The following is a 24,160-nucleotide window of genomic DNA, read 5'->3' on the forward strand; positions in this document are numbered from 1 at the left end:
CCCCCATGAGCGCTTCCGTCGAGTTCGTCGTTGCCATCCCCGCCCGTTATGCCGCTTCGCGGCTGCCAGGCAAGCCGCTGCGCCTGCTCGGCGGCGAGCCGCTGGTGCTGCGCGTGGCGCAACGCGCGCTGCTCGCCGGCGCGCGCGAGGTATGGGTCGCCACCGACGATCAGCGCATCGCCGATGCCCTGCAGGGCATGGCCGAGGTACGTGTGGCGATGACCTCCACCGGGCACGCCTCCGGCACCGATCGGCTGGCCGAGTGCGCGGCGCAGGCGGGCTGGTCCGATGACACCCTGGTGGTGAACCTGCAGGGCGACGAGCCCTTCGCCCCGGCAGAAGGCATCCGCGCGGTGGCCGAAGCCTTGGTCTACAGCGGTGCGGAGATGTCCACGCTGGCCACGCCGGTGGAAGACGCGGACACCCTGTTCGACCCGAACGTGGTCAAGGTCGTGCGCAAGCAGAACCTGGACGCGCTGTACTTCAGCCGCGCGCCCATTCCGTGGCACCGCGATGCCTTCGCCCGCTCGCGCGACACGCTCGCCGGCGCGCACTGGCTGCGCCATATCGGCATCTACGGCTACCGCGCCGGTTTCCTGCGCCAGTTCGCCGCGTTGCCGGCTGGCACGCTGGAACAGCTGGAGTCGCTGGAGCAGTTGCGCGTGCTGGAAGCGGGGCACCGCATCAGCGTGGCGCTGACCCCGGCCGAGTTCCCGCCCGGCATTGATACCCCGGACGATCTGGCGCGCGCCGAAGCCTGGTGGGCGGCACACCCGTGACCGTGGCACGACGGTTGCATGACGCGTAGTCCGGCATAATCGGGGCATGAACGTCCAGCCCGTCCAGGATCTGCCCGAGTTCGCCACCTGGCTCAACGCCAAACCGACCACCTTGGCCGAGCTGCAGGGGCGGCCGGTCGTGCTGGCCTTCGTCAATGCCGCCTCGGTGTGGTGCGCGCAGCGGCTGGCCGAGCTGGCCCAGTGGCAATCACGCAACCCGGGCAAGCTGCAGCTGCTGGTGCTGCAGGTGCCACGTTTTGACGGCGAGCGCGATCCCGATCAGTCCCTCAAGCTGCTGCGCCGCCAGGGGCTGAACGCGCCGGCCCTGCTGGATGCGGACTGGGATGGCTGGCGCCGCTTCGGCGTGACCGCATGGCCGACCCTGGTCCTGCTCGATGCCCAAGGGCGCGAGCGCGAGCGTCTGGTCGGTCTCGGCGGGGAACTGGAACGCTCGCTCACTGCGCTGTGCGAAGGCAGCTCGCGGCCGTCCGATGAGGATCTGCACGGCGCCCGTGAACTCAGTCCCGAGCCGCGCCTCCCGCTGCGCTTCCCGACCGGGTTGGCGGTGACCACCGAGCGCCTGTACATCGCCGACACCGGCCATCACCGCGTGCTGGAATGCAGCCATGGTGGCCGCGTGCTGCGCCAGTTCGGCATGGGTACCGCCGATTTCATGGATGGCGACCAGGCCCAGGCGGCCTTCCACCATCCACAGGGCCTCGCGCTGGAGCGCGAATGGCTGTACGTGGCCGACACCGGCAACCATGCCCTGCGCCGCGTCCATCTGCTCTCCGGCCAGGTCGACACGCTGTGCGGCACCGGCCGCCCCGGTGAGCCGATTGAAGGGCCCGTCGCCGATCCGCGCCACACCGCCCTCAATCATCCGCAGGGGCTGGCCGTCGCCGATAACCAGATCCACATCGCGATGGCCGGCGACAACCGTATCTGGAGCTATCACCTTGGCCAGCGCAGCCTGCAGTGGCGCGCGGGCAGTGGGGCCATCGACGAGCGCGACGGCAGTGGCCACATGGCCGCGTTCGCGCAGCCGTGCTCGGTCGCTGCGGTCCAGCAGGTGCTGTACGTCTGCGATGCGCTGGGCTCCTCGATCCGCGCCATGCAGTTGCGTGGTGATCTGGTGCAGACGCTGGTCGGGCAGGGGCTGTGGACCTTCGGCGAACAGGACGGCCCGCGCACCTCGGCACTGCTGCAGTACCCGCAGGCAATTGCCCTGAGTCCGGATGCGCCGCTGCTGTGGATCGCCGATGCCGGCAACGGCCGCCTGCGCACGCTGCGCCTGGGCGGTGGTGAGCTGAGTACGCTGGAGTTGCCGCGCCGCCTGCATGGCCCGGCTGGCCTGGCACTGGGTGGTGGCGCGGTGTGGATTGCCGAGACCGATGCCCATGCCGTGCTGCGATTCGACCCCGTCAGTGGTGTCCTGAGCGACGTGCCGATCAACGAATGACTGTTTCTTCCGCCCCCGCCTTCGATGGCAAGGCATTTGCGGCCCACCTGAGCACCGCCCCCGGCGTGTACCGCATGTACGCCGCCGACGACACGCTGTTGTACGTCGGCAAGGCGCGCGCGCTGCGCAATCGCGTGGGCAGCTACTTCAACGGCACGCCCAAGACCACGCGGATCATGTCGATGCTGTCGCAGGTCGCGCGCATGGACGTGACCGTGACCCGTTCGGAGGCCGAGGCGCTGCTGCTGGAAAACCAGCTGATCAAGTCGCTCTCGCCGCGCTACAACGTGTCCTTGCGCGACGACAAGACCTATCCGCACGTGCTGCTGACCCGCGAACAATGGCCGCGCATCGCGCTGCACCGTGGCCCGCGTGCGGTGCCCGGGCGCTACTTCGGTCCGTACCCGGGCGTCACCGCCGTTCGCGAAACGCTCAACCTGATGCACAAGCTGTTCAAGCTGCGCAGCTGCGAAGACAGCGTGTTCCGGAACCGCTCGCGGCCCTGCCTGCAGTATCAGATCGGCCGCTGCAGCGCGCCCTGCGTGGAGCTGGTGGCCCCGGAGGATTACGCCGAATCCGTCCGCCGCGCCTCGATGTTCCTGGAAGGCAAGAGCGACCAGCTGGCGCGCGAGCTCGGCACTCAGATGCAGACCGCCAGCGAAGCACTGGAGTTCGAGCAGGCCGCGCGCCTGCGTGATCTCATCGCCTCGCTGCGCAGCATGCAGACCCGCCAGTACGTGGATGGCCGCGCGGCCGATCTGGACGTCCTCGCCTGCGCCACCCAGGGCGCCAGCGCCTGCGTGCTGCTGCTGGCCTTCCGTGATGGCCGCAACATGGGCACGCGGCCGTTCTTCCCGCGCACCAATGGCGAGGAGAGTGCCGACGAAGTGCTGGGCGCGTTCGTCTCCCAGTACTACGCCGAGCATGCGCCGCCGCGCGAGATCCTGCTCGACCGTGAGATTCCCGATGCCAGCCTGATCGAATCGGCCTTGAGTGCTTCGGCCGAGCACAAGGTGCAGCTGCGCTGGAACGTGCGTGGTGAGCGCGCAGGCTACGTGGAACTGGCCGCACGCAATGCGCAGATCACCCTGGTGACCGAGCTGGGCAGCCGCACCGCCCAGCACGCGCGCAGCGAAGACCTGCGGCAGATGCTCGGCCTGACCGAGCAGGTCAAGCGCGTGGAGTGTTTCGACATCAGTCACACCATGGGCGAAGCCACCGTGGCCTCGTGCGTGGTGTTCGATGCGGCGGGCCCGGTGCGCAGCCAGTACCGCCGTTTCAACATCAGCGGCATCGAGCCCGGCGATGACTACGCGGCCATGCGCCAGGCGATCGAGCGGCGCTTCCGCCGGGCGGTGGAGGAAGATGCGGTGCTGCCCGATCTGTTGCTGATCGATGGTGGCGCCGGCCAGTTGGCCCAGGCGCAGGCGGCGCTGGCCGATCTGGGCGTGGAAGGGGTGATGCTGGTCGGCGTGGCCAAGGGTGTGGAGCGCAGGGCAGGGCATGAAGCCCTGGTCATGCCGGATGGCCGCGAACTACGCCCGGGCGCGGCCTCACCGGCGCTGCAGTTCATCCAGCAGGTGCGTGACGAAGCCCACCGCTTCGCCATCACCGGCCACCGTGGGCGCCGCCAGAAGGCCCGGATGACCAGCAAACTCGAGGATATTCCTGGCATCGGCCCGCGCCGGCGCGCCAGCCTGCTCAAACATTTCGGCGGCCTGGTCGGCCTGAAAGCCGCCGGCGAAGCGGAAATCGCGAAAGTGGACGGCATCAATGACGCCCTCGCTGCGCGTATCTACGCTAACCTTCATGGACTGCCCACGCCCGACGCGGCGGGCGAGTAGAGAGACGCAATGAAGTTGACCCTCCCCACCTGGCTGACCCTGCTGCGGATCGTGATGATCCCCGTCCTGGTGCTGGTGTTCTATCTCCCCTACAAGTGGACCAATTTCGCCTCGGCGGCGATCTTCGGCCTGGCTGCGCTCACCGACTGGCTCGACGGCTGGATCGCCCGCCGCTACGACCTGCAGTCCGCGTTCGGCGCCTTCCTCGACCCGGTCGCGGACAAGCTGATGGTGGCCGTGGCGCTGTTCCTGATCGTGCAGGGCCATCCCACCGCGTGGATGGCGGTCTGGGCGGCCGTGATCGTCGGCCGTGAAATCGCCGTGTCGGCACTGCGCGAATGGATGGCGGAAATCGGCCAGCGGGCCAAAGTGCGTGTGGCGGTGATCGGCAAAGTGAAAACCACCGCGCAGATGGTCGCGCTGCTGTGCCTGCTGTACTCGGTCGCGCCGCACACCCCGATGCAGGACATCTGGATGGGCACCCAGGTCTTCCACATCGGCGATTGGACCCTGGCGATCGCCTCGATCCTGACACTGTGGTCGGGCCTGCAATACCTGCACGCCGCGTGGCCGAGCCTGCGCGAAGACGAGCGCCTTGCGCGTGAGAACGCCAAAGCAAAAAAGAATGCGTGAGGGCTGTTGACAGGGGTGCATTTGGCTGTAGAATTTCGCCTCCCAAGCGGGAATAGCTCAGTTGGTAGAGCGCAACCTTGCCAAGGTTGAGGTCGCGAGTTCGAGTCTCGTTTCCCGCTCCAGATACAGCATCCACCGGCATTCCACCGCGGTGTGAAGCAACGAAAAAAGCGACCTTCGGGTCGCTTTTTTCGTATCTGCGGCGTGCGTCGTCAGCGGTGTTGGCCGATGCGCACATTGCACCAGGTGCGGATGTCGTCGCGCTGGAAGCCGGGGCAGGCATTGTCGATGGGCAGGTACACGTAGGCGGCGTCGTCGCGGTGCACGAAGTGGTAGTAGTTCCGGCCGTCCTTGCCATACAACCAGTAGTTCGACGACCCCTCGTTGATCACGTAGGGCTCGAACGAGAAGATCGACGACTCGGTCGGAAGCGTGTTGCTTCGGTCCGTCAACAACATCCAGGTGTTGGAACCCAGCTGGGTCGCCACGCAGGCGATGAGCAGGGCCGACAACAATCCGGCCATGCCGAAAAAGATAGTGCGCGAGGTGCGGCTGGTCATGGCGCTCGATAAGGGACGGCGTGGTCCGCCGGCGTAACGCGGATTCTCCCATGCATGCTGCGATGGCGGTGGGGAAAGGCGGCGCTTCATACTCGCTTCACCGGCACTTCATTGCCTCCCCCTCCATGCATTCGATCCTGTACGCCTCGACCGCACAGGACACCCCGTTGATGGAGACGTCTTCTACCGCCTACGACTGGGACCTTGTCGTCGTTGGTGCCAGCTTCGCCGGCGCGGCCTGCGCGCTCGCCGCCGTCCAGTACGGCCTGCGCGTGTGCGTGCTGGAGCGCAAGGCCGATCCCGGCGCGCGCCTGCATACCACCGGCATCATCGTCAAAGAGGCCATCGAACAGACGTGGCTGGGCCGGGCGCCGGCGGAGCTGCTGCAGCGTGTAGAGCGGGTGCGGTTGTACGCCCCCAGCCTGCGCAGCGTGCTGCTGGCGGCACCGGGCTACTACTTCATGACCACCGACACGCCGAACCTGCTGCGCTGGCTGGCGGCCGAACTGTGCGCCAACGGGGTCGACCTTCGCCTGCAGCAGTCGTTCACCCAGGCACGGCGCTACGGTGACGGCTGGCAGGTGGAGGGGGCAGGGCGCACCCGGTATCTGATCGGTGCCGACGGCGCCACCTCGCGCGTCGCGCAGCGCACCGGGCTGGGCCGGGTGCAGGACAATCTGTACGGGGTGGAGCAGGAGTTTGGCGGCGTACAGCTGGCCGAAACCGGGGCACTGCACTGCTTCGCCAGCAAGCGCTTCGCCCCGGGGTACATCGGCTGGGTGGCGCAGAATCCGACGGGCGTGCAGGTGGGGCTGGCGCTGCGACACGATCCGGCCCATGCACGGCAGCCCGATATGGAGGGATTCCTGCAGCATGTGCGCGACGTGGTCGGCCTGCCGGCGGCAGCGGTGCCCACCGCCACGCGCGCCGGGCTGGTGCCGTGTGGCCTGCCGGACGGTCCGATCACCGCGCCCGGGGTGATCCTCACCGGCGACGCGGCGGGCATCGTGTCGCCGCTGTCGGCCGGCGGCATCCATTCGTCCTGGCGGCATGGCTGGGCGATCGGCGATGCCGCCGGCCTGCACCTGCGCGGCAATGGGCCGCCCGCAGAAGCGGTGGCGCGCAAAGCAGCCCCCACCTTCCGCCGCAAACGTCTGCTGCGCTGGGCGATGGACCACCTGCAGATGGACTGGCCGCTGGATCTGGTGCTGCAGTCCGGCGCGATGCGGCGGGTGGCCGAGCAGGTGTATTTCCATCGGCGCGGGATGCGTGTGTAGGCCCCGCGCTTTTTGATGAACAAGCATGTTGACGGCGTGAAGGAATCCCGACACAATAGCGCTCCTTCGACGCAGGTCGATGGGCCGGCAGCCTCCAGCACTTCACGGTGCGGTGCAGCCGGGGCAAGCGAAAGTCTGCGGGAATAGCTCAGTTGGTAGAGCGCAACCTTGCCAAGGTTGAGGTCGCGAGTTCGAGTCTCGTTTCCCGCTCCAGATTTCGACAGGGCCCCCTTGGGGCCTTGTTTTTCTCCGCGGTGGCACGCGGGCATCCGGTCCGGAAGCAGGGGCCGGGATGTGAAAAAAAGTGTGAAAAAGCTGGTGTGTTTCGAGTGGTTTCGGTAACATATAGGCTTGATTTTGCGGGAATAGCTCAGTTGGTAGAGCGCAACCTTGCCAAGGTTGAGGTCGCGAGTTCGAGTCTCGTTTCCCGCTCCAAATCCTGACCAGGCCCCGTTCTCGGGGTCTTGTTTTATCGGGGCACGCAACACGCCTTCGATGATCGTAGGGTCACCGGCCTGGTGGCAGAGTGGTCATGCAGCGGACTGCAAATCCGCGTACGCCGGTTCAATTCCGACCCAGGCCTCCAAATAGAAAGTAGCCCAGAGCCCGCGAAAGCGGGCTTTGTGCGTTGTGGGCCTCCATTCAGTTTCGGAGGCCAGAGCCGACAGGGCCTACACAACGCGCTTCGTATGCTGCGGCCGTCCACTTTGGCAGCCTTATGCAGACACAAAAAGCACGCGTAGCGACGGGTATCGAAGGCCTCGACAGCATCCTCGGCGGGGGCTTCCCGCAGGGACGGCTGTACCTGCTGGAAGGACCCCCAGGCTCCGGCAAGACCACGCTGTCCCTGCAGTTTCTGCTGCATGGGCTGAGCAAGGGCGAGCGCTGCCTCTACATCACGCTCTCCGAGACAGCTGACGAGCTGCGAGAAGTTGCCAATGCGCACGGCTGGTCCCTGGATGGGCTGGAGTTGTTCGAGCTGGCCTCGGCCGAGGAAGCGCTGGGCGACGGACGGATGCAGTCGGTACTGCACTCCTGGGAAGTCGAGCTGGACGAAACGGTCAAGCTGATCCTCAGCGAGGTGGAGCGCATCAAGCCGCATCGGGTGGTGTTTGATTCGCTGTCCGAGCTGCGATTGCTGTCGCAGGATCCGCTGCGTTATCGCCGGCAGATTCTCTCGCTCAAGCAGTTCTTTGCGCCCAAGAGCGCGACCGTGGTGCTGGTCGATGACATGACGGCCTCCGGTGAGGAGCGCGATGGTCAGCTGCACAGCCTTTGCCATGGCGTGGTGTCGCTGGAGCGCCTGACACTGGATTTCGGCCCGGCGCGCCGCCGGATGCATGTCCAGAAACTGCGCGGAGTGAACTTCACCGCTGGCTACCATGACATGACCATCCGCGAAGGGGGCCTGGAGGTCTTCCCGCGGTTGATCGCCTCGGACCACCACGCCGCGTTCAACGGTACGCCCATCAGCAGCGGGGTCGGCGAGATCGACAGTCTGCTCGGCGGCGGTCCGCTGCGGGGCACCAGCACGCTGTTGACCGGCCCGGCTGGCAGCGGCAAGACGAATGTGGCGCTGCAGTACGTCTGGGCGGCCTGCGAGCGCGGTGAACACTGCTGCATCTTCGAATTCGATGAGCGCATCGGCACCTTGCTCGCCCGCGCTGAGTCGCTGGATATCGATCTGAGCAAACACCTGGCGTCGGGCCTGCTGGAAATCCTCCAGGTCGATCCGGCCGAGGTCTCACCGGGCGAGTTCGCCTGGAACATGCAGCGTGCGGTCGAGGAGCGCCACTGCCGCCTGCTGGTGATCGATAGTCTCAACGGCTACGTCACCGCGATGCCCCAGGAAAAGCAGTTGATGCTTCAGCTGCACGAGATGCTGTCCTACCTCAACCAGAAGGGCGTGGCGACCATCCTGATCAATCCGCAACACGGGTTGGTCGGCACCATGTCGACCGGCAACCTCAACGTTTCCTACATCGCCGATTCGGTCGTGTTGTTCCGGTTCTTCGAATCGCAGGGGCGCATCCGCAAGGCGATCTCGGTGATCAAGAATCGGGGCGGTGCGCACGAGAATACGATCCGCGAGCTGAAGATCGACGGCAAGGGGATTTCGCTGAGTGCCCCGCTCAACGAGTTCAAGGGCATTCTGACCGGCACGCCGGAATTCGTGGGCAATACGGCGCATCTGCTCGGCCACACCCGTGCAGAGTGACTCCGTTTCCGGTGTGGTGCATATCGTTGCGCCGTTCGGGCGCGATGCGCAGAGCATTGCCGACGTACTCAATGCCGCCGGGCTGCGGACCGCGATCCAGGAGAGCCTGCCACGGCTGGCCGACGCGCTTGATGATGACGTTGGCGCGGTGGTCGTCACCGAAGAGGCGGTCGCCAAGGGCACCGCCGCGTTGCTGGAGCCCTTGGCCAGGCAACCGTCCTGGTCGGATATTCCCTTCATTCTGCTGCGTTCGCCGCGCTCGCAGAAGCGCCCCTTGGCCGATCCTGGCCTGCAGTTGTCGATCAACATCATCGAGCTGGACCGGCCGCTGGGCAGCAGCTCGCTGCTCAGCTCCGTGCGCAGTGCGCTGCGGGCGCGCGACAAGCAGTTCCTGGTCCGCGATCAGATGCGGGCGCTGGCCGATGGCCGTGCCGCACTGGAGCGCAGCGAAGCAGAGCTGCGCCTGGTGGCCGATGCGATGCCGGTGCTGATCGCCTTCATCGACCGCGACCTGTGTTACCGCTTCGCCAACAAGGCGTATGAGGCCTGGTTCGAGCGTCCGGTATCGGCCGTGATCGGCAAACGCGTGCCGGAGGTATTCGGGCAGGAGGTATGGAGCAGCCGCCGCCCGTTGATCGAACGTGCGCTGGCGGGCGAGCACATCGTGTTCGAGGCCAACTGGCCGTTCAGTGACGGCCGCCGGCGCGACAGTGAGATCCGTTATTCGCCGCGCTTCGATGCCGACGGCGCGCCGGACGGGTTCCACGTGTTCGTCACCGATATCACTGCCTCCAAGCTGGCCCTGGAAACGAGTCAGCAACATGCTTCGGACCTGGAGGCGATGGTGGCCGAGCGCACGGCGGAGCTGGAGCGGCAGATGGTCGCGCGCGAGGCCAGCGAAGCGGCCCTGCGCCAGTCGCAGAAGATGGATGCGATCGGGCAGTTGACCGGCGGCATCGCGCACGACTTCAACAACATGCTGACCGGCATCCTGTCCTCGCTGGACATCATGCGCATGCGCCTGGACATGGGGCGCATGGAAGGGATGGAGCGCTTCCTGGATGCGGCCACCGCCTCCAGCCAGCGCGCGGCGGCCTTGACCCAGCGTCTGCTGGCGTTTTCGCGACGTCAGTCGCTGGATTCGAAGACCGTGGAACTCAATGCGCTGGTGGGCTCGGTCCAGCACCTGCTGCGCAGCACGCTGGGCGAGAAGATCCGCATCCAGATGGCGACCAGTGACGCGCCGCTGCGCGCCAACCTGGACAGCAACCAGTTCGAAAGCGCGCTGCTGAATCTGGCGATCAATGCACGTGACGCGATGCCTGAAGGGGGTGAGTTGATCCTGCGGACCTCGCACGTCTTTGCCGCCGAGGGCGAGGTGCCGACCATTCCGGCAGGCGAGTACGCCGTGGTATCGGTCTCCGATTCCGGCACCGGCATGCCACCGGAGGTGGTCGAGCGGATCTTCGAGCCGTTCTTCACTACCAAGCCGATCGGCAAGGGCACGGGCTTGGGCATGTCGATGATCTACGGCTTCATGCAGCAGTCCGGCGGCCACATCACGGTGGATTCCACGCCAGGGCAGGGCACCACGGTAGCGCTGTTCATGCCGGTGGTGCACGACGCCGCCGAGGACGACGGTGCACCGAGCGCACAGCCGGTGTCGCTCGGCGCCGGGCAGTCGATCCTGGTGGTGGAGGACGACGAGCAGGTGCGCATGCTCGTCACCGTGGTGCTGGAAGACCTCGGGTATACCGCCGAAGTCGTGGGTGATGCCGATGGCGCCATTCCGATCCTCGGCTCATCGAAGAAGATCGACCTGCTGATCACCGACGTCGGATTGCCCGGCCTCAACGGACGCCAGCTGGCCGAAATCGCGAGGCAATCGCGGCCCTCGTTGCCGGTGCTGTTCATGACCGGCTACGCAGAGAAAGCACAGGAGCGCTCGGCATTCCTCGATAACGGCATGGCGATGATCGCCAAGCCGTTCCTGCTCGATGCGTTCAGTGAGGCGGTAAGAAGCTCGATGGCGGGACATCGGTAGTCCCGCGGCACCCGGCGTGTGTCTGTCCGGCGAAAGCGTGCACGACGAGGAGCATTCGTTTTGAAAGTGTTCTGAACGCTTCAGGCAACGGCTTTATTTAGATACCTGAAAGTGCCAGCATAGTGCTTTGAAATCGTCGGAGTTTACCCATGCCCCTTTGCGCGATCGCGTATGTCAGCGACGTTGCAGGCCCGCTGTCTGCGGAGCATCTCGACGCCCTTGTCGAAGATGCCATCCGCTTCAACAGCCTGGCCGGGGTCACCGGTGTGCTTCTCTGCGACGGCAGTCGTTTCCTGCAGTACTTCGAAGGCCCGGATGATGGGGTGTCGGCGGTACACGAGCGGGTACTGCAGGCCCGCAGTCATCGGAACATTCGCAAACTCGGTCACGCCCGCGTGCCTGCGCGCTATTTTCCTTACTGGAGCATGCGCTGGCTGGGCGTGGAGCCGACCCTGGTCGAGATCTTGTCTGCCGGAGAATGGGAGGCCTTTGCCGATCGCGCCGCGGGCGGACCGCCGGCAGGCAGTGCCATGGAACGTCTGATGCAGTTCGTCGCGCCGCACCTGCCCGCGCGCGCGGGTATGCAGGAGAGCCGCTCGGCGGCCGAGTGAGGTGGCGCGCCCCTGTGCAGCTTCCCGGGGCGGGGCGGCCAGGCGCGGAGTATCCGAAGCGCTGCCCTGACATATTGCTGTCAATACCCGGCCTGCATGATGCAGGCACGGGTTCGGACGTTGTATGAACGGTTCATCAGGGGCGTGGCCTTTACCCTTCGGGTAATTGACTTAATGCGATGACCGTGCAAATTTTAGGTGAACCCGAAGTGAATCCGCCCCTGAGGGGGTTTTGTCGTCCCTGAAGCAAGCAAGTCCCACGGAGGTCGTATGGAATACGGCGAACATGACTTGGCTGACGGAGTGCGAACCGAGCTGGAAGCCAGCTACGTGAAACATGGCTGCGGCCCGGAATTCTGGTCCACCTACCAGCGCGTGCTCGAGCGTCTGGTCCCACCCGCGCAGGGCACCGCGCGAACCCGTGTCACCAATGAGCTGGCGTTGATCATTGAACAGTTGGGGATCGTGCGGCGCGCCCAGTTGGTGCCGCCGCGCAGCGCACGCCCGCGCGCGCGCTGAGACCGGGTCGGGGGACCGGGAACCGGTACGGGGGACAACCGCCAACGCGGCGCCGTTACAGGTGATGAAGACCGATGGCCAGCAGCGCCAGCAGCGTGCCGGCGGCGGCGAGCGTGCGCGGACGAATCCACCGGGTCGGGTGCTGCTGCATGGCCGATGGGCGTGCATAGCGGATCAACCCGGTCGGGAACTGCCAGGCACGCATGCGTGCATCGCAGGCATCCTGGCAGTCGCCACAACTGATGCAATCAGCGTTCGGCCCGGCACGCACGTCCAGCGCCATCGGGCACACGTTGGCGCAGGCGCCGCAATCCAGACAATCGCCGAGGCGATCGGCGCTGAAGTGCGGCATCGGGCCAGCGATGTCTTCATGTGCGGCGCGGAAGGCATAGTCGCTGGCGCTGATGGGATCAAGCAGCCCGCGTCCCCGCGCCTGGACACCGCCCAGCCCAGCCACGCGTGGGCCGCGCGGTTCGCCGCGGCGTGCGTGGTACTGCATGCGCGGCGTGTCGTTGTCGCAGAACATGCCGTGGATGCGCGCATACGGACACAGCTCGCGGCAGACATGTTCGCGCAGGAAGCCGGCATTGCCCCAGGTGGCTGCCGCATAGAAGACGATCCAGAACGTTTCCCAGCCACTCCAGACCGGTGGCCACGGCGTACCGACCAGACCGTGGATCGGGCTGAAAAAGCCCACGAAGGTGATGCCCGTCCACGCGGCCACCAGCAGCCACAGCAGATGCTTGACCGCACGCGCTGCGCCGGTGGCCGGCAGCCAGCGTGCGGTGCCTTGATCCATCCACCGGAACAACCGGCTCCACAAGGTCTGTGGACAGCCGTAGCCGCACCACACCCGGCCGGCCAGGTGAGTGAGCAGTACCAACGCGGTGGCCAGCACGGCGGCCAGGCCCAGCAGGATGCCGACGTCGTGCGGCCAGAGGGTCCAGCCGAACAGATCGAAGCGGCGCGCGGTGAGGTCGAACAACAGCGCCTGGCGACCCTCCCAGCGCAGCCACGGCAGGAGATAGAAGCCGGCCAGCAGGATGACCGAGAGCAGTGGCCGCCAGCGCAGCGGCGCGCGCCGGCCCGGGGCCGGGGACGGAGGCGAGGGATCGACCAGATGCAGGGTGAGGCGGTCTGTCATGGTCACCCCAGTGGCAGGTCGTCATCGTCGCTGGGCATCGGCCGCAGCAGGTACCAGGTGATCGCGCTGGCGGCGGCGGTGACCGCCCAGAACATGAAGAACCCCAGCGTGTAGCCCAGCTCGCGGCTGATCTCGTGCTGCGGGAAACTGATGTCGCGCAGGCGCAGCGGGTCCACAAAGGCGAAGAACACCACGCTGGCCAGGCCCGCCGCGACGAAGCTGGGCCACAGGATGGCGCCCCATTGCTGGATCAGCCGTCGGCGGCTGCCGTCGGGCGGGTCGTGCAGGTCGTTCATTGCGGCCACGGTCAGGAGGAGGGGGCAGGGCACGGCTATACTTCGCGCCGACCGGGGGCCGGGACCGCGAGTGCGCGCTTCCTGTCGAGCTCCCAGACTAGAAGGCTTCGCCGTCGGCTTCATTGATCCTGATCAAGGCAGCGGCAGCCCCTGCCGCCGATGCTGGGCGTTGCTGCCCGAGGGTGTTCATGTCCGATCCCACCGACAACGTGCTGCCTCTTCCGGCACTGGACCTGTGCAGCGAAGAGGACGTCACCCGCCTGGTGCACGACTTCTACGCGCGTGTCCGCGAGGAGCCGCGCCTGGGGCCGGTGTTCACGGCGCGGATCCACGACTGGGATGCGCATCTGGCGCAGCTGGTGGATTTCTGGTCGGCGATGCTGCGCGGCACGCGGCGCTTCAAAGGCGCGCCCATGCCCAAGCACATGGCCATGGATGAGCTGGATCGCGATCTGTTCGACCGCTGGCTGGCCCTGTTCCGGCAGACCACCGCCGAATGCGGCAATCCACCGATGCAGCGGCTGGCCGATGATGTCGCCGAGCGGATCGCCGATACCTTCTGGCGTCGCTTCCAGATGCTGCGCTGGCCGAGCCTGCCGATGGCGGGCCGCCCGGGCGTGAATTGATCTGACGCAATGCGTGCGCACCCGCGCACGCGCAAGCTGGCGGCATGGATACCTTCTCGCCTGCCGCCGCCGGGCTCGCCTGGCACTTCGATCCCGAGCTGCTGCGTCGCCACGACCGGCCGGGCCCGCGCTACACCTCCTATCCCACCGCCCCGCATTTCCATGACGGCTACGGTGAGCTGGCCCTGCGCGAGGCCATCGTGGACAGCAACCGCCGGGGCCGCGCGCTGTCGCTGTACGTGCATGTGCCGTACTGCAGCAGCCCGTGTTTCTACTGCGGCTGCAACCGGGTCATCACCCGCGATCACAGCAAAGGCATCAGCTACGTCGCCCGCGTGCTGAGCGAGGCGGACCTGATGGCGCCGCAGTTCGATCCGGCGCGCGAAGTGATCCAGCTGCACCTCGGCGGTGGCACGCCCAACTTCCTGGCGCCGGCACAGATGCGCGAGTTGATCGATGGGCTGCGCCAGCGCTTCAACTTCAGCACGGCGGCCACGCGCGATTTCTCCATCGAGCTCGACCCGCGCTTCGTCACACGCGCCGATATCGCGGTGCTCGCCGAGCTGGGCTTCAACCGCGCCAGCCTCGGCGTGCAGGATTTCGATCCGGATGTACAGAAGGCCATCAACCGCGAGCAGGGCGTGGAGGACACACTGGATATCCTGCGTGCCTGCCGCGAGCATGGCTTGCGCTCGGTCAATGTCGATCTGATCTACGGCCTGCCGAAGCAGACACTCCCCGGTTTCGCGCAGACGCTGGAAACCGTGCTGCGCGAGCGACCGGATCGCCTGGCGGTGTATGGGTACGCGCACCTGCCGCACCTGTTCCGCGCGCAGCGCCAGATCGCCGATGCGGATCTGCCCAGCCCCGAGCAGAAGCTGGCCTTGCTGGGCTTGGCGGTGCAGCGCCTCTCAGACGCGGGCTATCAGTACATCGGCATGGATCATTTCGCGTTGCCGGAGGAAGACCTGTCACGGGCACAACGGGCGGGGCAACTGCACCGCAACTTCATGGGCTATACCACGCACGCCGACACCGATCTGGTGGGCCTGGGGGCCAGCGCGATCAGCCACATCGGCGAGACCTACAGCCAGAACCCGCGTGAACTGCCGGCCTGGGAAGCGGCGGTCGATGCAGGGCGGTTGCCGGTCTGGCGCGGCCTGACCCTGGACCAGGACGATGTGCTGCGCGCGGAAGTGATTGGCCAGTTGATGTGCCAGGGAGAAGTGGACGGGGCAGCCCTGGCGGCACGGCACGGCGTGGACTTCGAGACGTATTTCGCCGAGGGACTGCGCGCGCTGGCGGCACTGCAGGCAGACGGCCTGGCCGATTACGCGCAGGGCGTGGTGCGCGCGAGCGAGCGCGGGCGCCCACTGCTGCGGCTGCTGGCGATGTGCTTCGACCGCTATCTGACGCAGCCGGACCAGCCCGTGCGGTATTCCCGCGCGATCTGAGCGGGGCCGCAGTGACGCGTGCATTCCAAAACCGGGCGCGATCAGGCACCCTATGCGCGCCGTTGCCCGGGTGGCGAAACTGGTAGACGCATCGGACTTAAAATCCGCCGGGGGCAACCCCATGCCGGTTCGATTCCGGCCCCGGGCACCAACGGCCAGTTTCACGCGTTGCCCGCGCAACGCAAACTTTACGCAGCCGGCCGCGTGCCACCGTACGCTGCGCAGCAACCCACCTCGGACACGCCACATGGCAAACGCAGTTCGTGCAGGGAAAGCACTGGTGTGGGGCGTGGCGCTGCTGTTCGGCGGCGTGGCCCATGCGCAGGCCCAGATGCAGGTGCCGGCGCAGGCCGCAGGCGAGGTGATCGATCTCGCCCCGGTGGTGGTCTCGGGTGAGCAGCCCGGGCCAGGCATGTGGCAGGTCCGAAATGCCCAGGGCCACACACTGTGGATTCTCGGGACGGTTTCGCCGCTGCCAGCCAAGCTGACGTGGCGTGCCGACGAGGTGCAGGCGGTGATCGCCAGCGCGCAGGAAGTGCTCGGCTCGCCGGGCTGGACACTGGATGCCGACGTGGGCTTTTTCCGCGGGCTGACCCTGGTGCCCTCGGCGATGAAGGCTGCCCGTGATCCCGACGGACGCACCTTGCGCGAGGTGTTGCCGCCCGATCTCTACGCGCGCTGGGAAGTGCTCAAGCAGCGCCACATCGGCCGCGACGGAGGCATCGAGAAAGACCGGCCCTTGGTGGCCGCGACCCAGCTGTATGCCGCCGCACTGAAGGATGTCGGCCTCGGCCGTTCCTCACCGGTGTCCAGGATCGTGCAGAAGGCCAGCAAGGCGCACGGTCTCACGCCGGTCCCGACCCAGGTCACGATCAAGATCGCCGACCCGCGGCAGGCGTTGAAGGAAGTGCGTGGCACCGCCTTGCAGGATGTCGAGTGCTTCCGCCGTACCCTGGATGTGGTCGAACACGGCCTGCCGCTGCTGGCCGAGCGCGCCAACGCCTGGTCGGTCGGTGATATCGAGGCGCTGGAGCGGCTGGCGGTGAAGGGGCAGTACCTGGCCTGCGTGGATGCCGTGGCCAACAGCGATTTCGGGCGGCGGCGTGGCTTGACCGATGTCGATGCGCAGGCGCAGCGCAAATGGATGACCCTGGCCGGCGAGGCGTTGGCGCGCAATGCGGTCACCTTTGCGACCGTCCCGGTCACCTCGCTGCTGGTGCCCGGTGGCTATGCCGATCAACTGCGTGCCCGGGGCTATGAGGTCCAGGCACCGGAATAAGGCGTGACTAACGGGCGATTCGTAACGAGACCGTGAGCACATTCGGTGTCTACCCAGTGCGAAAACTTCATGGCATAGTCAGCTTCAGTTCATTCCGGAAATCCTTCATGCCGCTGCATGCGGTCGCTTATGTCAGCGACGCTATCGATGGAATCGAAACGTCTGATATCGATCAGATCCTGCGAGCAGCAATGGGGTTCAACAAAGTGGCAGGCGTGACCGGCGTGCTGATGTTCGACGGCCGGTGTTTCCTGCAGTACTTCGAGGGACCGGAGGACGGTGTCGACTCGGTGTTCCAGCGCGTGTTCAACGCACGCATCCATACGAATCTGCGCGAACTCGCGCGAGGGTTCGTGGAGAAACGCCATTTCCCCTGCTGGACGATGGCATCAGCAGCGGTCGAACCGGATGCGCTTGCGCGTATCGTCGAGGCGCCCTGGCAGGGGTTCCAACAGCGGTGTTCCGAGCCAGACGATATGCCCGCAGGTTTTGGTCGTCTGCTGGAGGCATGGACCGGTGTGTCCGGCGAGTTGGAACCGGCAGCAGTGACATTGGGGTCGTAACGCAAAACAACCTTGTCCGTAACACAATAATCACGGTTGCACGCCTATCCTCGTTCTACCAGCTGTGACCAGTCTTGCGGGGTTTGCCCTTGGAGGCTGTCTGAAAGGGTAGTAACCGCAGCTGGACCATTATTCCTTTGGCCGTCGTCCGTACTCTCCGCGGGCGGCGGCTTTGTTCTTTGTGGGGCAGGGTCGGGCGCGTTAGTCTTGCACCACCTGTCTCCCGGCTCCGTATCGCATGACGTATTCCCTGATGATGCCCCGCCTGATGGCTGGCCCGGTTCCGCGGTGCGGAGCCGCTCGATGACGCACGCCATTTCCGCCGCGGTGTCCGCGCGCATCGGGGTCATCGGGCTCGGCTACGTTGGGCTGCCGTTGACCGTGACCTTTGGCCGGCACCAGGCCACGGTGGGCTACGACATCGATCAGGCGCGGGTCGCCGAGCTGCAGCGTGGCATGGATCACACCCTGGAACTGGACGCGGATGAACTGGCTGCTGCGTTGCATGCCCGCTACACCGCCGATCCTTCAGAGCTGGCCGGGTGCAACGTCTACATCGTGACCGTGCCCACCCCGATCGATGCGCATGAGCAGCCCGATCTCGGGCCGCTGCGCAGTGCCAGCACCCTGATCGCCGGCCTGCTCACGCCGGGCGACATCGTGATCTACGAATCCACCGTCTACCCGGGCACGACAGAAGAAGTCTGCGTGCCGCTGCTGGAGGCCGGATCGGGGCTGCGCTTCAACGTCGATTTCTATTGCGGTTACAGCCCGGAGCGGATCAATCCGGGTGACCGCGAACGACGGTTGCCGGACATCCGCAAGATCACCTCCGGCTCGACGCCGGAAGTCGCCGCCGTGGTCGATGCCTTGTACAAGCGCATCATTACGGCCGGCACCTGGCCGGCGCCCTCGATCCGCGTGGCCGAAGCGGCCAAGGTGATCGAGAACATCCAGCGCGACGTCAACATTGCGTTGGTCAACGAGCTGGCGTTGATCTTCGATCGGCTCGGCATCGATACCCAGGACGTGCTGGATGCGGCCGGCAGCAAGTGGAACTTCCTCCCGTTCCGCCCGGGCCTGGTCGGCGGCCACTGCATCGGCGTGGACCCGTACTACCTGCTGCACAAGTCCGAGAGCGTGGGGTATCACCCGGACCTGATCCACACCGCGCGACAGGTCAACAACCGGGTCGGCGAGCATGTCGCACAACGCGTGCTGGCACTGCTGGCATCGCGCAGCATCGATGTCGCGCAGGCACGCGTGCTGGTACTGGGCGTGACCTTCAAGGAGAACTGCCCGGACCTGCGCAACAGCCGCGCGTTGGAACTGGCGCAGCGCCTGCAGGTCAGTGGCGCCCGGGTGGACGTGCAGGACCCGTGGGTGGGGCCGGCCGCACTGGCCGATGCGGGCGTGCGCTGGGTCGAGGCCCCGGATGCGGCCGGCTATGACGCCGTCGTACTGGCGGTGGCGCATGATCGTTTCCGTGCCTTCGACGCCGCGCAGGTGCGCGCGCTGCTCACGCCGGGCGGTGTGGTGTACGACGTCAAATCCGTGTGGCCCCGGGAAGTGGTGGACGACCGCCTGTAGACTCGGGGGCAGCTATTGATTGAGGAAAGCCATGCATCGCTATCTCGCGTACCTGCTCGCCATCGGGTTGTTCCCGGTCTGCCTGTGGTTGGCCACGATCTGGCCCGCCTGGTACTGGGGCGTCGGCGTGACGGCGTTGCTGGTGGTGCTGGGCACCTGGGATCTGCTGCAGAAGCGCAGCACGCTGCGGCGCAACTATCCGGTGATGGCCCACTTCCGCTACGGGCTGGAATCGATCGGGCCGGAGATCCGCCAGTACTTCGTGCAGAGCGATCTGGAGGATGTGCCGTTCTCGCGCCAGCAGCGCGCGCTGATCTACCAGCGCTCCAAGAATGAAATGGACGTGGTGCCGTTCGGTACGCTGCGCAGCACCTATGCGGTGGACTACGAGTGGATCAACCATTCGCTGGCGCCGACCGAGATCGGCCACCACGATTTCCGCATCCAGATCGGCCCGAACTGCGCCAAGCCGTATTCGGCCAGTGTGTTCAACATCTCCGCGATGAGCTTCGGTTCGTTGTCGGCGAACGCGATCCGCGCCCTCAACGAAGGCGCGCGCCGTGGCAGCTTCTATCACGACACCGGCGAAGGGTCGATTTCGCCCTATCACCGCGAAATGGGCGGCGACCTGGTCTGGGAAATCGGCTCGGGCTACTTCGGATGCCGTGACGATGCCGGTGGTTTCAGCGAAGAGAAATTCGTCGCCAACGCCACCCATGATCAGGTCAAGATGATCGAGATCAAGCTGTCGCAGGGCGCCAAGCCCGGCCACGGCGGCGTGCTGCCGGCGGCCAAAGTGAGCGAGGAGATTTCGATCACCCGTGGCGTGCCGATGGGCGTGGATTGCGTATCGCCCTCCAGGCACAGCGCGTTCAATACGCCGGTGGAACTGCTGCAGTTCGTTGCGCGGCTGCGCGAGTTGTCCGGCGGCAAGCCGGTCGGGTTCAAGCTGGCCATCGGCCACCCCTGGGAGTGGTTCGGTATCGCCAAGGCGATGCAGGAAACCGGGCTGCTGCCGGATTTCATCGTGGTCGATGGCGCCGAGGGCGGTACCGGTGCGGCGCCGGCCGAGTTCATCGATCACGTGGGTGTGCCGATGCACGAGGCGCTGTTGCTGGTGCACAACACGCTGGTCGGCCTGGACCTGCGCGATCGCATCCGCGTCGGTGCGGCGGGCAAGGTCACCAGTGCCTTCGAGATCGCACGCACCATCGCGCTGGGCGCGGACTGGTGCAATGCCGGGCGTGGCTTCATGTTCGCGCTGGGCTGCATCCAGTCGCTGAGCTGCCACAGCGATAAATGCCCCACCGGCATCGCCACGCAGAACCCGCATCGCTGGCGTCACCTGGACGCCGCTGACAAGGCCACGCGCGTTCACAACTACCATGAGAACACCCTGCGCGCGCTGCGCGACCTGTTGTGCGCGGCCGGCTTGAACGATCCTTCCGAGTTGGGCCCGGAGCACATCCTGCGCCGCGTCTCGCCGGTGGAAATCCGCTCACTGGCTTCGCTGTACCGCTATCTGGCCCCGGGTGAGCTGCTGCGCAAAGTGCCGGACCATGCGGTCTTCCACGACTACTGGGCCGATGCGCGCAGTGATTCGTTCCAGCCGCCGGCGCGCATCCAGGCGCTGCGGACAAGCAAATCGCGATGACCGATGCGCGCGACCTGCGCTTGCGCGTTGGCCGTGCCGAGGAGGCGGACAGACTGTGGCTGCTGCGCACGCGGTGCGTACGTGAACTGTGCAGTGCGGCCTATCCGCCGGAGGTGATCGCCCCGTGGTCGGCCTCACCGCCACCGGACCACTACCGCGCGCTGCTCGCCGCCGGTGGCTGCGTGATTGCCGAAGACGCCGACGGCGCGCTGTTGGGCTATGGCGTGATCGATCTGGCCGGCAACGAAATCGATGCGTTGTTCGTCGATCCCGACTGCGGCGGCCGTGGCATCGGCCTGACCTTGATGCAGGCGATGCAAGCACGGGCGGATCCGGCGCGGCCCTTGGTGCTCTCAGCCTCGCTCAATGCGGTCGCGTTCTATCGTCGCTGTGGCTTTGAAGCGTTGCGCGAGGAAAGCTACCCACACCCCAGCGGGGTAGCGCTCGCTTCGGTGCGGATGCAGCGCAGGCGCTGATGCCGGCCAGCGGCCGGCACTACCGATTGCATGTCCTGACAGGCGGTCCGGCACGCCACGGTGCGCACTACCTCGGTAGTGCCGGCCGCTGGCCGGCACCGCGTGATTCACGCCTGCGCCAACCACGCCACCACGCCACGCCCGGCGCGCAGCCCGCTGGCATAGCAGGCCGTCAGCAGATAGCCGCCGGTCGGCGCTTCCCAGTCCAGCATCTCGCCGGCACAGAAGATGCCCGGGCGCCCGCGCAGCATCAGCTGCGTATCCAGTGCTTCCAGGCGCACGCCGCCGGCGGTGCTGATCACTTCATCGATAGGACGGGCTCGCTGCAGAGCCAATGGCAGCCGCTTCAGCGCATGCGCGATCTGGTCCAGCGGCAGTTGCCCGGCCTCGCGACCCAGTACCTCGAACAGCAGCGCGGATTTGACCCCGCCCAGACCCAGCTGGCGGCGCAGGACCTCGCCGAAGCTGCGGCCCTGGCGCGGCTTGCGCAGTTTTTCCGCGACCTGCGCTTCGGTCTGGCCCGGCAGCAGGTCCAGCTGCAGGGTCACCTGCCCGTCGCGGGCCAGGCTGTCGCGCAGATCGGCCGACAGCGCGTAGATCAGGCTGCCTTCGATGCCGGTCGCGGTGATCACGCATTCACCCTGCAGCGAGCGCGGCTCACCCTGCAGGTCGGTCCAGTGCGCCACCACCGGCTTGAGCGGGGCACCCGCCTGGCGCTCGCTGAAGTAGGGCGTCCAGCCGATGTCGAAGCCACAGTTGGCCGGCTTCAGCGGGGCGATGTCGATGCCGCTGGCGGTCATCGGCGCCACCCACGCACCGTCCGAGCCGAGCTCCGGCCAGCTGCCACCGCCGAGCGCGAACACCACCGCATCGGCCGTGATCGTGGTCGTGCCCTCGGGGGTTTCCAGGCGCAGCGCGCCTGCGTCATCCCAGCCAGTCCAGCGGTGCTGCACGTGGAAGCGCACCCCCTGTTCCTTCAGCCGGCGCACCCAGCCGCGCAGCAGCGGGGCGGCCTTGCGGTCGACCGGGAACACACGTCCCGAACTGCCCACATAGGTCTCCACGCCGAATGCCAGCGCCCAGGCACGCAGCGCCTCGCCATCGAAATCGGCCAGCCAGCCGCCCACCGCGTCCGCGCGCTCGCGGTAGCGCGAGATGAACACCTCACGCGCATCGGAGTGGGTCAGATTGAGGCCGCCTTTGCCGGCGATCAGGAACTTGCGCCCGGGCGAGCCCTTGGCTTCGTACAGATCGACGGTGTGGCCGGCAGCGCGCACGGTTTCCGCCGCCATCAGGCCGGCGGGGCCGCCGCCGATGATCGCGACCCGGCGTGGGGTGTTCACGGCAATGCTCATGCAGGCAGGATCAACGCGGCTTGACGTCGAGCAGTTCGACATCGAACACCAGCGAGGAATTCGGTGCGATCGGGCCGGCGCCACGCGTGCCGTAGCCGTACTCGGCCGGAATCATCAGCGTGCGCTTGCCACCCACCTTCATGCCGGCAAAGCCTTCGTCCCAGCCCTTGATGACCTGGCCCTGGCCGAGGTTGAAGGTGAAGGGCTCGCCGCGGTCGACCGAGCTGTCGAACTTGGCGCCGTGCTTGTCGGCGGTGCGCTCGTCGTAGATCCAGCCCGTGTAGTGCACGGTCACCTTGCTGCCGGGTGTGGCCTCGGCGCCGGTGCCCGACTGGGTATCGATCTTCTCGAACTGCGCGATGCTGCCGCCGGGCGGCGGGCCGGGCGGGGTGCAGGCGGCAAGCAGCGACAACATCAGGGGGGCGAGCAGGTAACGCGGCAGACGGCGCATGGGCGGGCTCCGGATCCAAAAAACGGGGACGCAAGGGTAGCGCATCGCCGGGCGCTATCATGGGCACATGTCGAAACTGCTGCTCAACCTGCGCAATGTCGCAGACGATGAAATCCAGGATGTCACCGCCCTGCTGGACAAGGCGGGCATCGCCCACTACCGCACCGAGCCCAGCCCCTGGGGGATCTCCTTTGGCGGGATCTGGGTCCGCGATGACGCCGATCATCCTCGGGCCAAGGCGCTGATGGGCGAGTACCAGCAGGCACGCGGCGAGCGCGTGCGTGGCGAGCGTGAGGCCGCGCTGCGTGAGGGGACGGCCGAGACCTTCGGCAGCCTGATCCGCCGGCGCCCGGTGTTCGTGGTGGCGGTGCTGCTCGGCATGGCCGTCGCGACCGCGCTGGTGCTGCTGCCGTTCGTGCTGCTGCGCGGCTGATTCCAGGGCGGGTCAGGCGTGGCGCCTGCCCAGCGGCTAAAATGGCGGGATGATCGCCAATACCGCCGCTTACCACTTCACCCCCGTCGCCGACCCGGACGCGCTGTGCGCGACCCTGCTGGAGCGGGCGACCGCCGCGCAGCTGCGCGGCACGATCCTGGTGGCGGGCGAGGGCATCAATCTGTTCCTTGCCGGTGCCGAGCCGCAGATCGACGGCTTCTACGCCGCCCTGCGCGCCGATGCGCGGTTTGCCGGGCTGCGCGTGAAGACCAGCTACAGCCAGATGCAGCCGTTCGCCCGGCTCAAGGCCAAGGTCAAGCCGGAGATCATCAGTTTCCGCATCGACGACGGCCAGCCGCTGGCCTACCCGCGCGCGCCCTCGATCGATCCGGCCACGGTGCAGCGCTGGCTGCGCCAGGGGCACGATGACGCCGGCAAGCCGGTGGTGATGCTGGACACCCGCAACACCCAGGAGATCGAGTACGGCACCTTCCAGGACGCGCTGGTGCTGCCGATCACCAAGTTCACCGATCTGCCCGAGGCCCTGGCCCCACACCGCGAAGCGCTCAAGGACAGCACCGTGGTCAGCTTCTGCACCGGCGGCATCCGCTGCGAGAAGGCGGCGCTGTGGATGCGCAACGACGGCATGGACAACGTCCTGCAGCTGGACGGCGGCATCCTGGGCTATTTCGAGGCCGTGGGCGGTGAGGGCTATGACGGCCGCTGCTTCGTCTTCGACGAGCGCGTGGCGCTGGATGCGGCCCTGCAGCCACTGGTCGATCAGGACGCCGGCACCGCCTGAGCCGCCTTCACGGCCTCGATTGTCCTGAATCGTCGCGAGACGGAAATCAGCGTCTTGCCACCTGCGCCTTGTGGGCGGTGGCAAACCGGC

The 24,160-nt window shown here is 66.7% G+C and carries 23 protein-coding genes and 5 tRNA genes; 23 read left to right on the forward strand and 5 right to left on the reverse strand.

Annotated elements, in window-relative coordinates; genetic code table 11:
- Positions 1-5 precede the first annotated feature (5 nt).
- From kdsB to ABE472_RS03325, 5 genes are all read left to right on the forward strand, one after another.
- Positions 6-779, forward strand: a complete 774-nt coding sequence (gene kdsB, locus ABE472_RS03305) for a 3-deoxy-manno-octulosonate cytidylyltransferase (RefSeq protein WP_313217827.1) — start codon at positions 6-8, stop codon at positions 777-779.
- A gap of 46 nt (positions 780-825) precedes the next feature.
- Entirely contained in the window at positions 826-2,241 is a 1,416-nt protein-coding gene (locus tag ABE472_RS03310) for a hypothetical protein (RefSeq protein WP_346465475.1), read from the forward strand.
- A complete protein-coding gene (gene uvrC / locus ABE472_RS03315; RefSeq protein ID WP_346465476.1) occupies positions 2,238-4,085 on the forward strand; it encodes an excinuclease ABC subunit UvrC in 1,848 nt (615 codons plus the stop codon). Before ABE472_RS03310 ends, uvrC begins: the two co-directional genes overlap by 4 nt.
- 9 nt (positions 4,086-4,094) lie before the next feature.
- Complete coding sequence (pgsA, locus tag ABE472_RS03320; RefSeq protein WP_088433209.1) at positions 4,095-4,718, forward strand: CDP-diacylglycerol--glycerol-3-phosphate 3-phosphatidyltransferase; 624 nt, start codon at positions 4,095-4,097, stop codon at positions 4,716-4,718.
- Positions 4,719-4,764: 46 nt separating this feature from the next.
- Positions 4,765-4,840, forward strand: a tRNA-Gly gene (locus tag ABE472_RS03325).
- A 90-nt stretch (positions 4,841-4,930) separates the two neighbouring features.
- Here ABE472_RS03325 and ABE472_RS03330 read toward each other — a convergent pair.
- Positions 4,931-5,278 (reverse strand): hypothetical protein, encoded by a 348-nt coding sequence (locus ABE472_RS03330; RefSeq protein WP_346465477.1) that lies wholly within the window; start codon positions 5,276-5,278, stop codon positions 4,931-4,933.
- A gap of 170 nt (positions 5,279-5,448) precedes the next feature.
- On the opposite strand from ABE472_RS03330, the gene ABE472_RS03335 reads away from it, so the two are divergent.
- From ABE472_RS03335 to ABE472_RS03370, 8 genes are all read left to right on the forward strand, one after another.
- A complete protein-coding gene (locus ABE472_RS03335; RefSeq protein WP_346465612.1) occupies positions 5,449-6,555 on the forward strand; it encodes an NAD(P)/FAD-dependent oxidoreductase in 1,107 nt (368 codons plus the stop codon).
- A gap of 137 nt (positions 6,556-6,692) precedes the next feature.
- A tRNA-Gly gene (locus ABE472_RS03340) sits at positions 6,693-6,768 on the forward strand.
- Between the two features lie 146 nt (positions 6,769-6,914).
- Positions 6,915-6,990, forward strand: a tRNA-Gly gene (locus ABE472_RS03345).
- Between the two features lie 77 nt (positions 6,991-7,067).
- Positions 7,068-7,141, forward strand: a tRNA-Cys gene (locus ABE472_RS03350).
- 42 nt (positions 7,142-7,183) lie between these two features.
- Entirely contained in the window at positions 7,184-8,773 is a 1,590-nt protein-coding gene (locus tag ABE472_RS03355) for an ATPase domain-containing protein (protein WP_346465478.1), read from the forward strand.
- Positions 8,763-10,817: an ATP-binding protein gene (locus ABE472_RS03360; protein ID WP_346465479.1), complete on the forward strand. Its 2,055-nt coding sequence runs from the start codon at positions 8,763-8,765 to the stop codon at positions 10,815-10,817. Before ABE472_RS03355 ends, ABE472_RS03360 begins: the two co-directional genes overlap by 11 nt.
- 149 nt (positions 10,818-10,966) lie before the next feature.
- Positions 10,967-11,428 (forward strand): BLUF domain-containing protein, encoded by a 462-nt coding sequence (locus tag ABE472_RS03365; RefSeq protein WP_313217838.1) that lies wholly within the window; start codon positions 10,967-10,969, stop codon positions 11,426-11,428.
- Positions 11,429-11,698: 270 nt separating this feature from the next.
- A complete protein-coding gene (locus ABE472_RS03370; RefSeq protein ID WP_019183363.1) occupies positions 11,699-11,947 on the forward strand; it encodes a hypothetical protein in 249 nt (82 codons plus the stop codon).
- A gap of 55 nt (positions 11,948-12,002) precedes the next feature.
- Here the strand turns inward: ABE472_RS03370 and ABE472_RS03375 are convergent, their stop codons facing one another.
- Both ABE472_RS03375 and ABE472_RS03380 read right to left on the reverse strand, forming a co-directional pair.
- Positions 12,003-13,091, reverse strand: coding sequence for a 4Fe-4S dicluster domain-containing protein (locus ABE472_RS03375; protein WP_346465480.1), 1,089 nt, complete (start codon positions 13,089-13,091; stop codon positions 12,003-12,005).
- 2 nt (positions 13,092-13,093) lie between these two features.
- Positions 13,094-13,387, reverse strand: coding sequence for a hypothetical protein (locus ABE472_RS03380; protein WP_121041710.1), 294 nt, complete (start codon positions 13,385-13,387; stop codon positions 13,094-13,096).
- A 188-nt stretch (positions 13,388-13,575) separates the two neighbouring features.
- Here ABE472_RS03380 and ABE472_RS03385 point away from each other — a divergent pair, with 188 nt between their 5' ends.
- The 8 genes from ABE472_RS03385 (at position 13,576) to ABE472_RS03420 (ending at position 21,029) form a co-directional block, all read left to right on the forward strand.
- Positions 13,576-14,013: a group III truncated hemoglobin gene (locus ABE472_RS03385; RefSeq protein ID WP_313212030.1), complete on the forward strand. Its 438-nt coding sequence runs from the start codon at positions 13,576-13,578 to the stop codon at positions 14,011-14,013.
- Between the two features lie 44 nt (positions 14,014-14,057).
- The gene (hemN, locus tag ABE472_RS03390) at positions 14,058-15,467 is read left to right on the forward strand and encodes an oxygen-independent coproporphyrinogen III oxidase (protein ID WP_346465482.1); all 1,410 of its coding nucleotides are present in this window, start codon (positions 14,058-14,060) and stop codon (positions 15,465-15,467) included.
- Positions 15,468-15,531: 64 nt separating this feature from the next.
- Positions 15,532-15,618, forward strand: a tRNA-Leu gene (locus ABE472_RS03395).
- 96 nt (positions 15,619-15,714) lie between these two features.
- Positions 15,715-16,746 (forward strand): TraB/GumN family protein, encoded by a 1,032-nt coding sequence (locus ABE472_RS03400; protein WP_346465484.1) that lies wholly within the window; start codon positions 15,715-15,717, stop codon positions 16,744-16,746.
- 107 nt (positions 16,747-16,853) lie between these two features.
- Entirely contained in the window at positions 16,854-17,309 is a 456-nt protein-coding gene (locus ABE472_RS03405; protein WP_313212027.1) for a BLUF domain-containing protein, read from the forward strand.
- Positions 17,310-17,612: 303 nt separating this feature from the next.
- A complete protein-coding gene (locus ABE472_RS03410; protein ID WP_313212025.1) occupies positions 17,613-18,899 on the forward strand; it encodes a nucleotide sugar dehydrogenase in 1,287 nt (428 codons plus the stop codon).
- A 31-nt stretch (positions 18,900-18,930) separates the two neighbouring features.
- Positions 18,931-20,553, forward strand: coding sequence for an FMN-binding glutamate synthase family protein (locus ABE472_RS03415; protein ID WP_313212024.1), 1,623 nt, complete (start codon positions 18,931-18,933; stop codon positions 20,551-20,553).
- Positions 20,550-21,029, forward strand: a complete 480-nt coding sequence (locus ABE472_RS03420; RefSeq protein WP_346465487.1) for a GNAT family N-acetyltransferase — start codon at positions 20,550-20,552, stop codon at positions 21,027-21,029. The genes ABE472_RS03415 and ABE472_RS03420 overlap by 4 nt, the downstream gene beginning before the upstream one ends.
- A 107-nt stretch (positions 21,030-21,136) precedes the next feature.
- On the opposite strand, the gene ABE472_RS03425 is transcribed toward ABE472_RS03420, so the two are convergent.
- On the reverse strand, positions 21,137-22,384 hold the full coding sequence (locus ABE472_RS03425; protein WP_346465489.1) for a TIGR03862 family flavoprotein: 1,248 nt from the start codon (positions 22,382-22,384) through the stop codon (positions 21,137-21,139).
- 10 nt (positions 22,385-22,394) lie between these two features.
- Positions 22,395-22,835, reverse strand: coding sequence for an FKBP-type peptidyl-prolyl cis-trans isomerase (locus ABE472_RS03430; RefSeq protein ID WP_346465491.1), 441 nt, complete (start codon positions 22,833-22,835; stop codon positions 22,395-22,397).
- Between the two features lie 67 nt (positions 22,836-22,902).
- Here ABE472_RS03430 and ABE472_RS03435 point away from each other — a divergent pair, with 67 nt between their 5' ends.
- The gene (locus tag ABE472_RS03435; protein WP_313212019.1) at positions 22,903-23,268 is read left to right on the forward strand and encodes a DUF6164 family protein; all 366 of its coding nucleotides are present in this window, start codon (positions 22,903-22,905) and stop codon (positions 23,266-23,268) included.
- Between the two features lie 49 nt (positions 23,269-23,317).
- A complete protein-coding gene (locus tag ABE472_RS03440) occupies positions 23,318-24,070 on the forward strand; it encodes a sulfurtransferase (RefSeq protein WP_346463723.1) in 753 nt (250 codons plus the stop codon).
- Positions 24,071-24,160 lie beyond the last annotated feature (90 nt).

The sequence above is a fragment of the Stenotrophomonas sp. TWI809 genome, assembly GCF_039673205.1.
Taxonomy (GTDB): Bacteria; Pseudomonadota; Gammaproteobacteria; order Xanthomonadales; family Xanthomonadaceae; genus Stenotrophomonas.

Bases quoted from the DNA above. Each gene is read 5' to 3' on its own strand.
- ABE472_RS03380 (WP_121041710.1), bottom strand. From the start codon at position 13,387: ATGAACGACCTGCACGACCCGCCCGACGGCAGCCGCCGACGGCTGATC.
- ABE472_RS03410 (WP_313212025.1), top strand. From the start codon at position 17,613: ATGACGCACGCCATTTCCGCCGCGGTGTCCGCGCGCATCGGGGTCATC.
- ABE472_RS03425 (WP_346465489.1), bottom strand. From the start codon at position 22,384: ATGAGCATTGCCGTGAACACCCCACGCCGGGTCGCGATCATCGGCGGC.
- ABE472_RS03400 (WP_346465484.1), top strand. From the start codon at position 15,715: ATGGCAAACGCAGTTCGTGCAGGGAAAGCACTGGTGTGGGGCGTGGCG.
- ABE472_RS03415 (WP_313212024.1), top strand. From the start codon at position 18,931: ATGCATCGCTATCTCGCGTACCTGCTCGCCATCGGGTTGTTCCCGGTC.
- ABE472_RS03385 (WP_313212030.1), top strand. From the start codon at position 13,576: ATGTCCGATCCCACCGACAACGTGCTGCCTCTTCCGGCACTGGACCTG.
- ABE472_RS03440 (WP_346463723.1), top strand. From the start codon at position 23,318: ATGATCGCCAATACCGCCGCTTACCACTTCACCCCCGTCGCCGACCCG.
- uvrC (WP_346465476.1), top strand. From the start codon at position 2,238: ATGACTGTTTCTTCCGCCCCCGCCTTCGATGGCAAGGCATTTGCGGCC.
- kdsB (WP_313217827.1), top strand. From the start codon at position 6: ATGAGCGCTTCCGTCGAGTTCGTCGTTGCCATCCCCGCCCGTTATGCC.
- ABE472_RS03365 (WP_313217838.1), top strand. From the start codon at position 10,967: ATGCCCCTTTGCGCGATCGCGTATGTCAGCGACGTTGCAGGCCCGCTG.
- ABE472_RS03310 (WP_346465475.1), top strand. From the start codon at position 826: ATGAACGTCCAGCCCGTCCAGGATCTGCCCGAGTTCGCCACCTGGCTC.
- ABE472_RS03375 (WP_346465480.1), bottom strand. From the start codon at position 13,091: ATGACAGACCGCCTCACCCTGCATCTGGTCGATCCCTCGCCTCCGTCC.
- hemN (WP_346465482.1), top strand. From the start codon at position 14,058: ATGGATACCTTCTCGCCTGCCGCCGCCGGGCTCGCCTGGCACTTCGAT.
- ABE472_RS03435 (WP_313212019.1), top strand. From the start codon at position 22,903: ATGTCGAAACTGCTGCTCAACCTGCGCAATGTCGCAGACGATGAAATC.
- ABE472_RS03430 (WP_346465491.1), bottom strand. From the start codon at position 22,835: ATGCGCCGTCTGCCGCGTTACCTGCTCGCCCCCCTGATGTTGTCGCTG.
- ABE472_RS03335 (WP_346465612.1), top strand. From the start codon at position 5,449: ATGGAGACGTCTTCTACCGCCTACGACTGGGACCTTGTCGTCGTTGGT.
- ABE472_RS03405 (WP_313212027.1), top strand. From the start codon at position 16,854: ATGCCGCTGCATGCGGTCGCTTATGTCAGCGACGCTATCGATGGAATC.
- ABE472_RS03420 (WP_346465487.1), top strand. From the start codon at position 20,550: ATGACCGATGCGCGCGACCTGCGCTTGCGCGTTGGCCGTGCCGAGGAG.
- ABE472_RS03370 (WP_019183363.1), top strand. From the start codon at position 11,699: ATGGAATACGGCGAACATGACTTGGCTGACGGAGTGCGAACCGAGCTG.
- pgsA (WP_088433209.1), top strand. From the start codon at position 4,095: ATGAAGTTGACCCTCCCCACCTGGCTGACCCTGCTGCGGATCGTGATG.
- ABE472_RS03330 (WP_346465477.1), bottom strand. From the start codon at position 5,278: ATGACCAGCCGCACCTCGCGCACTATCTTTTTCGGCATGGCCGGATTG.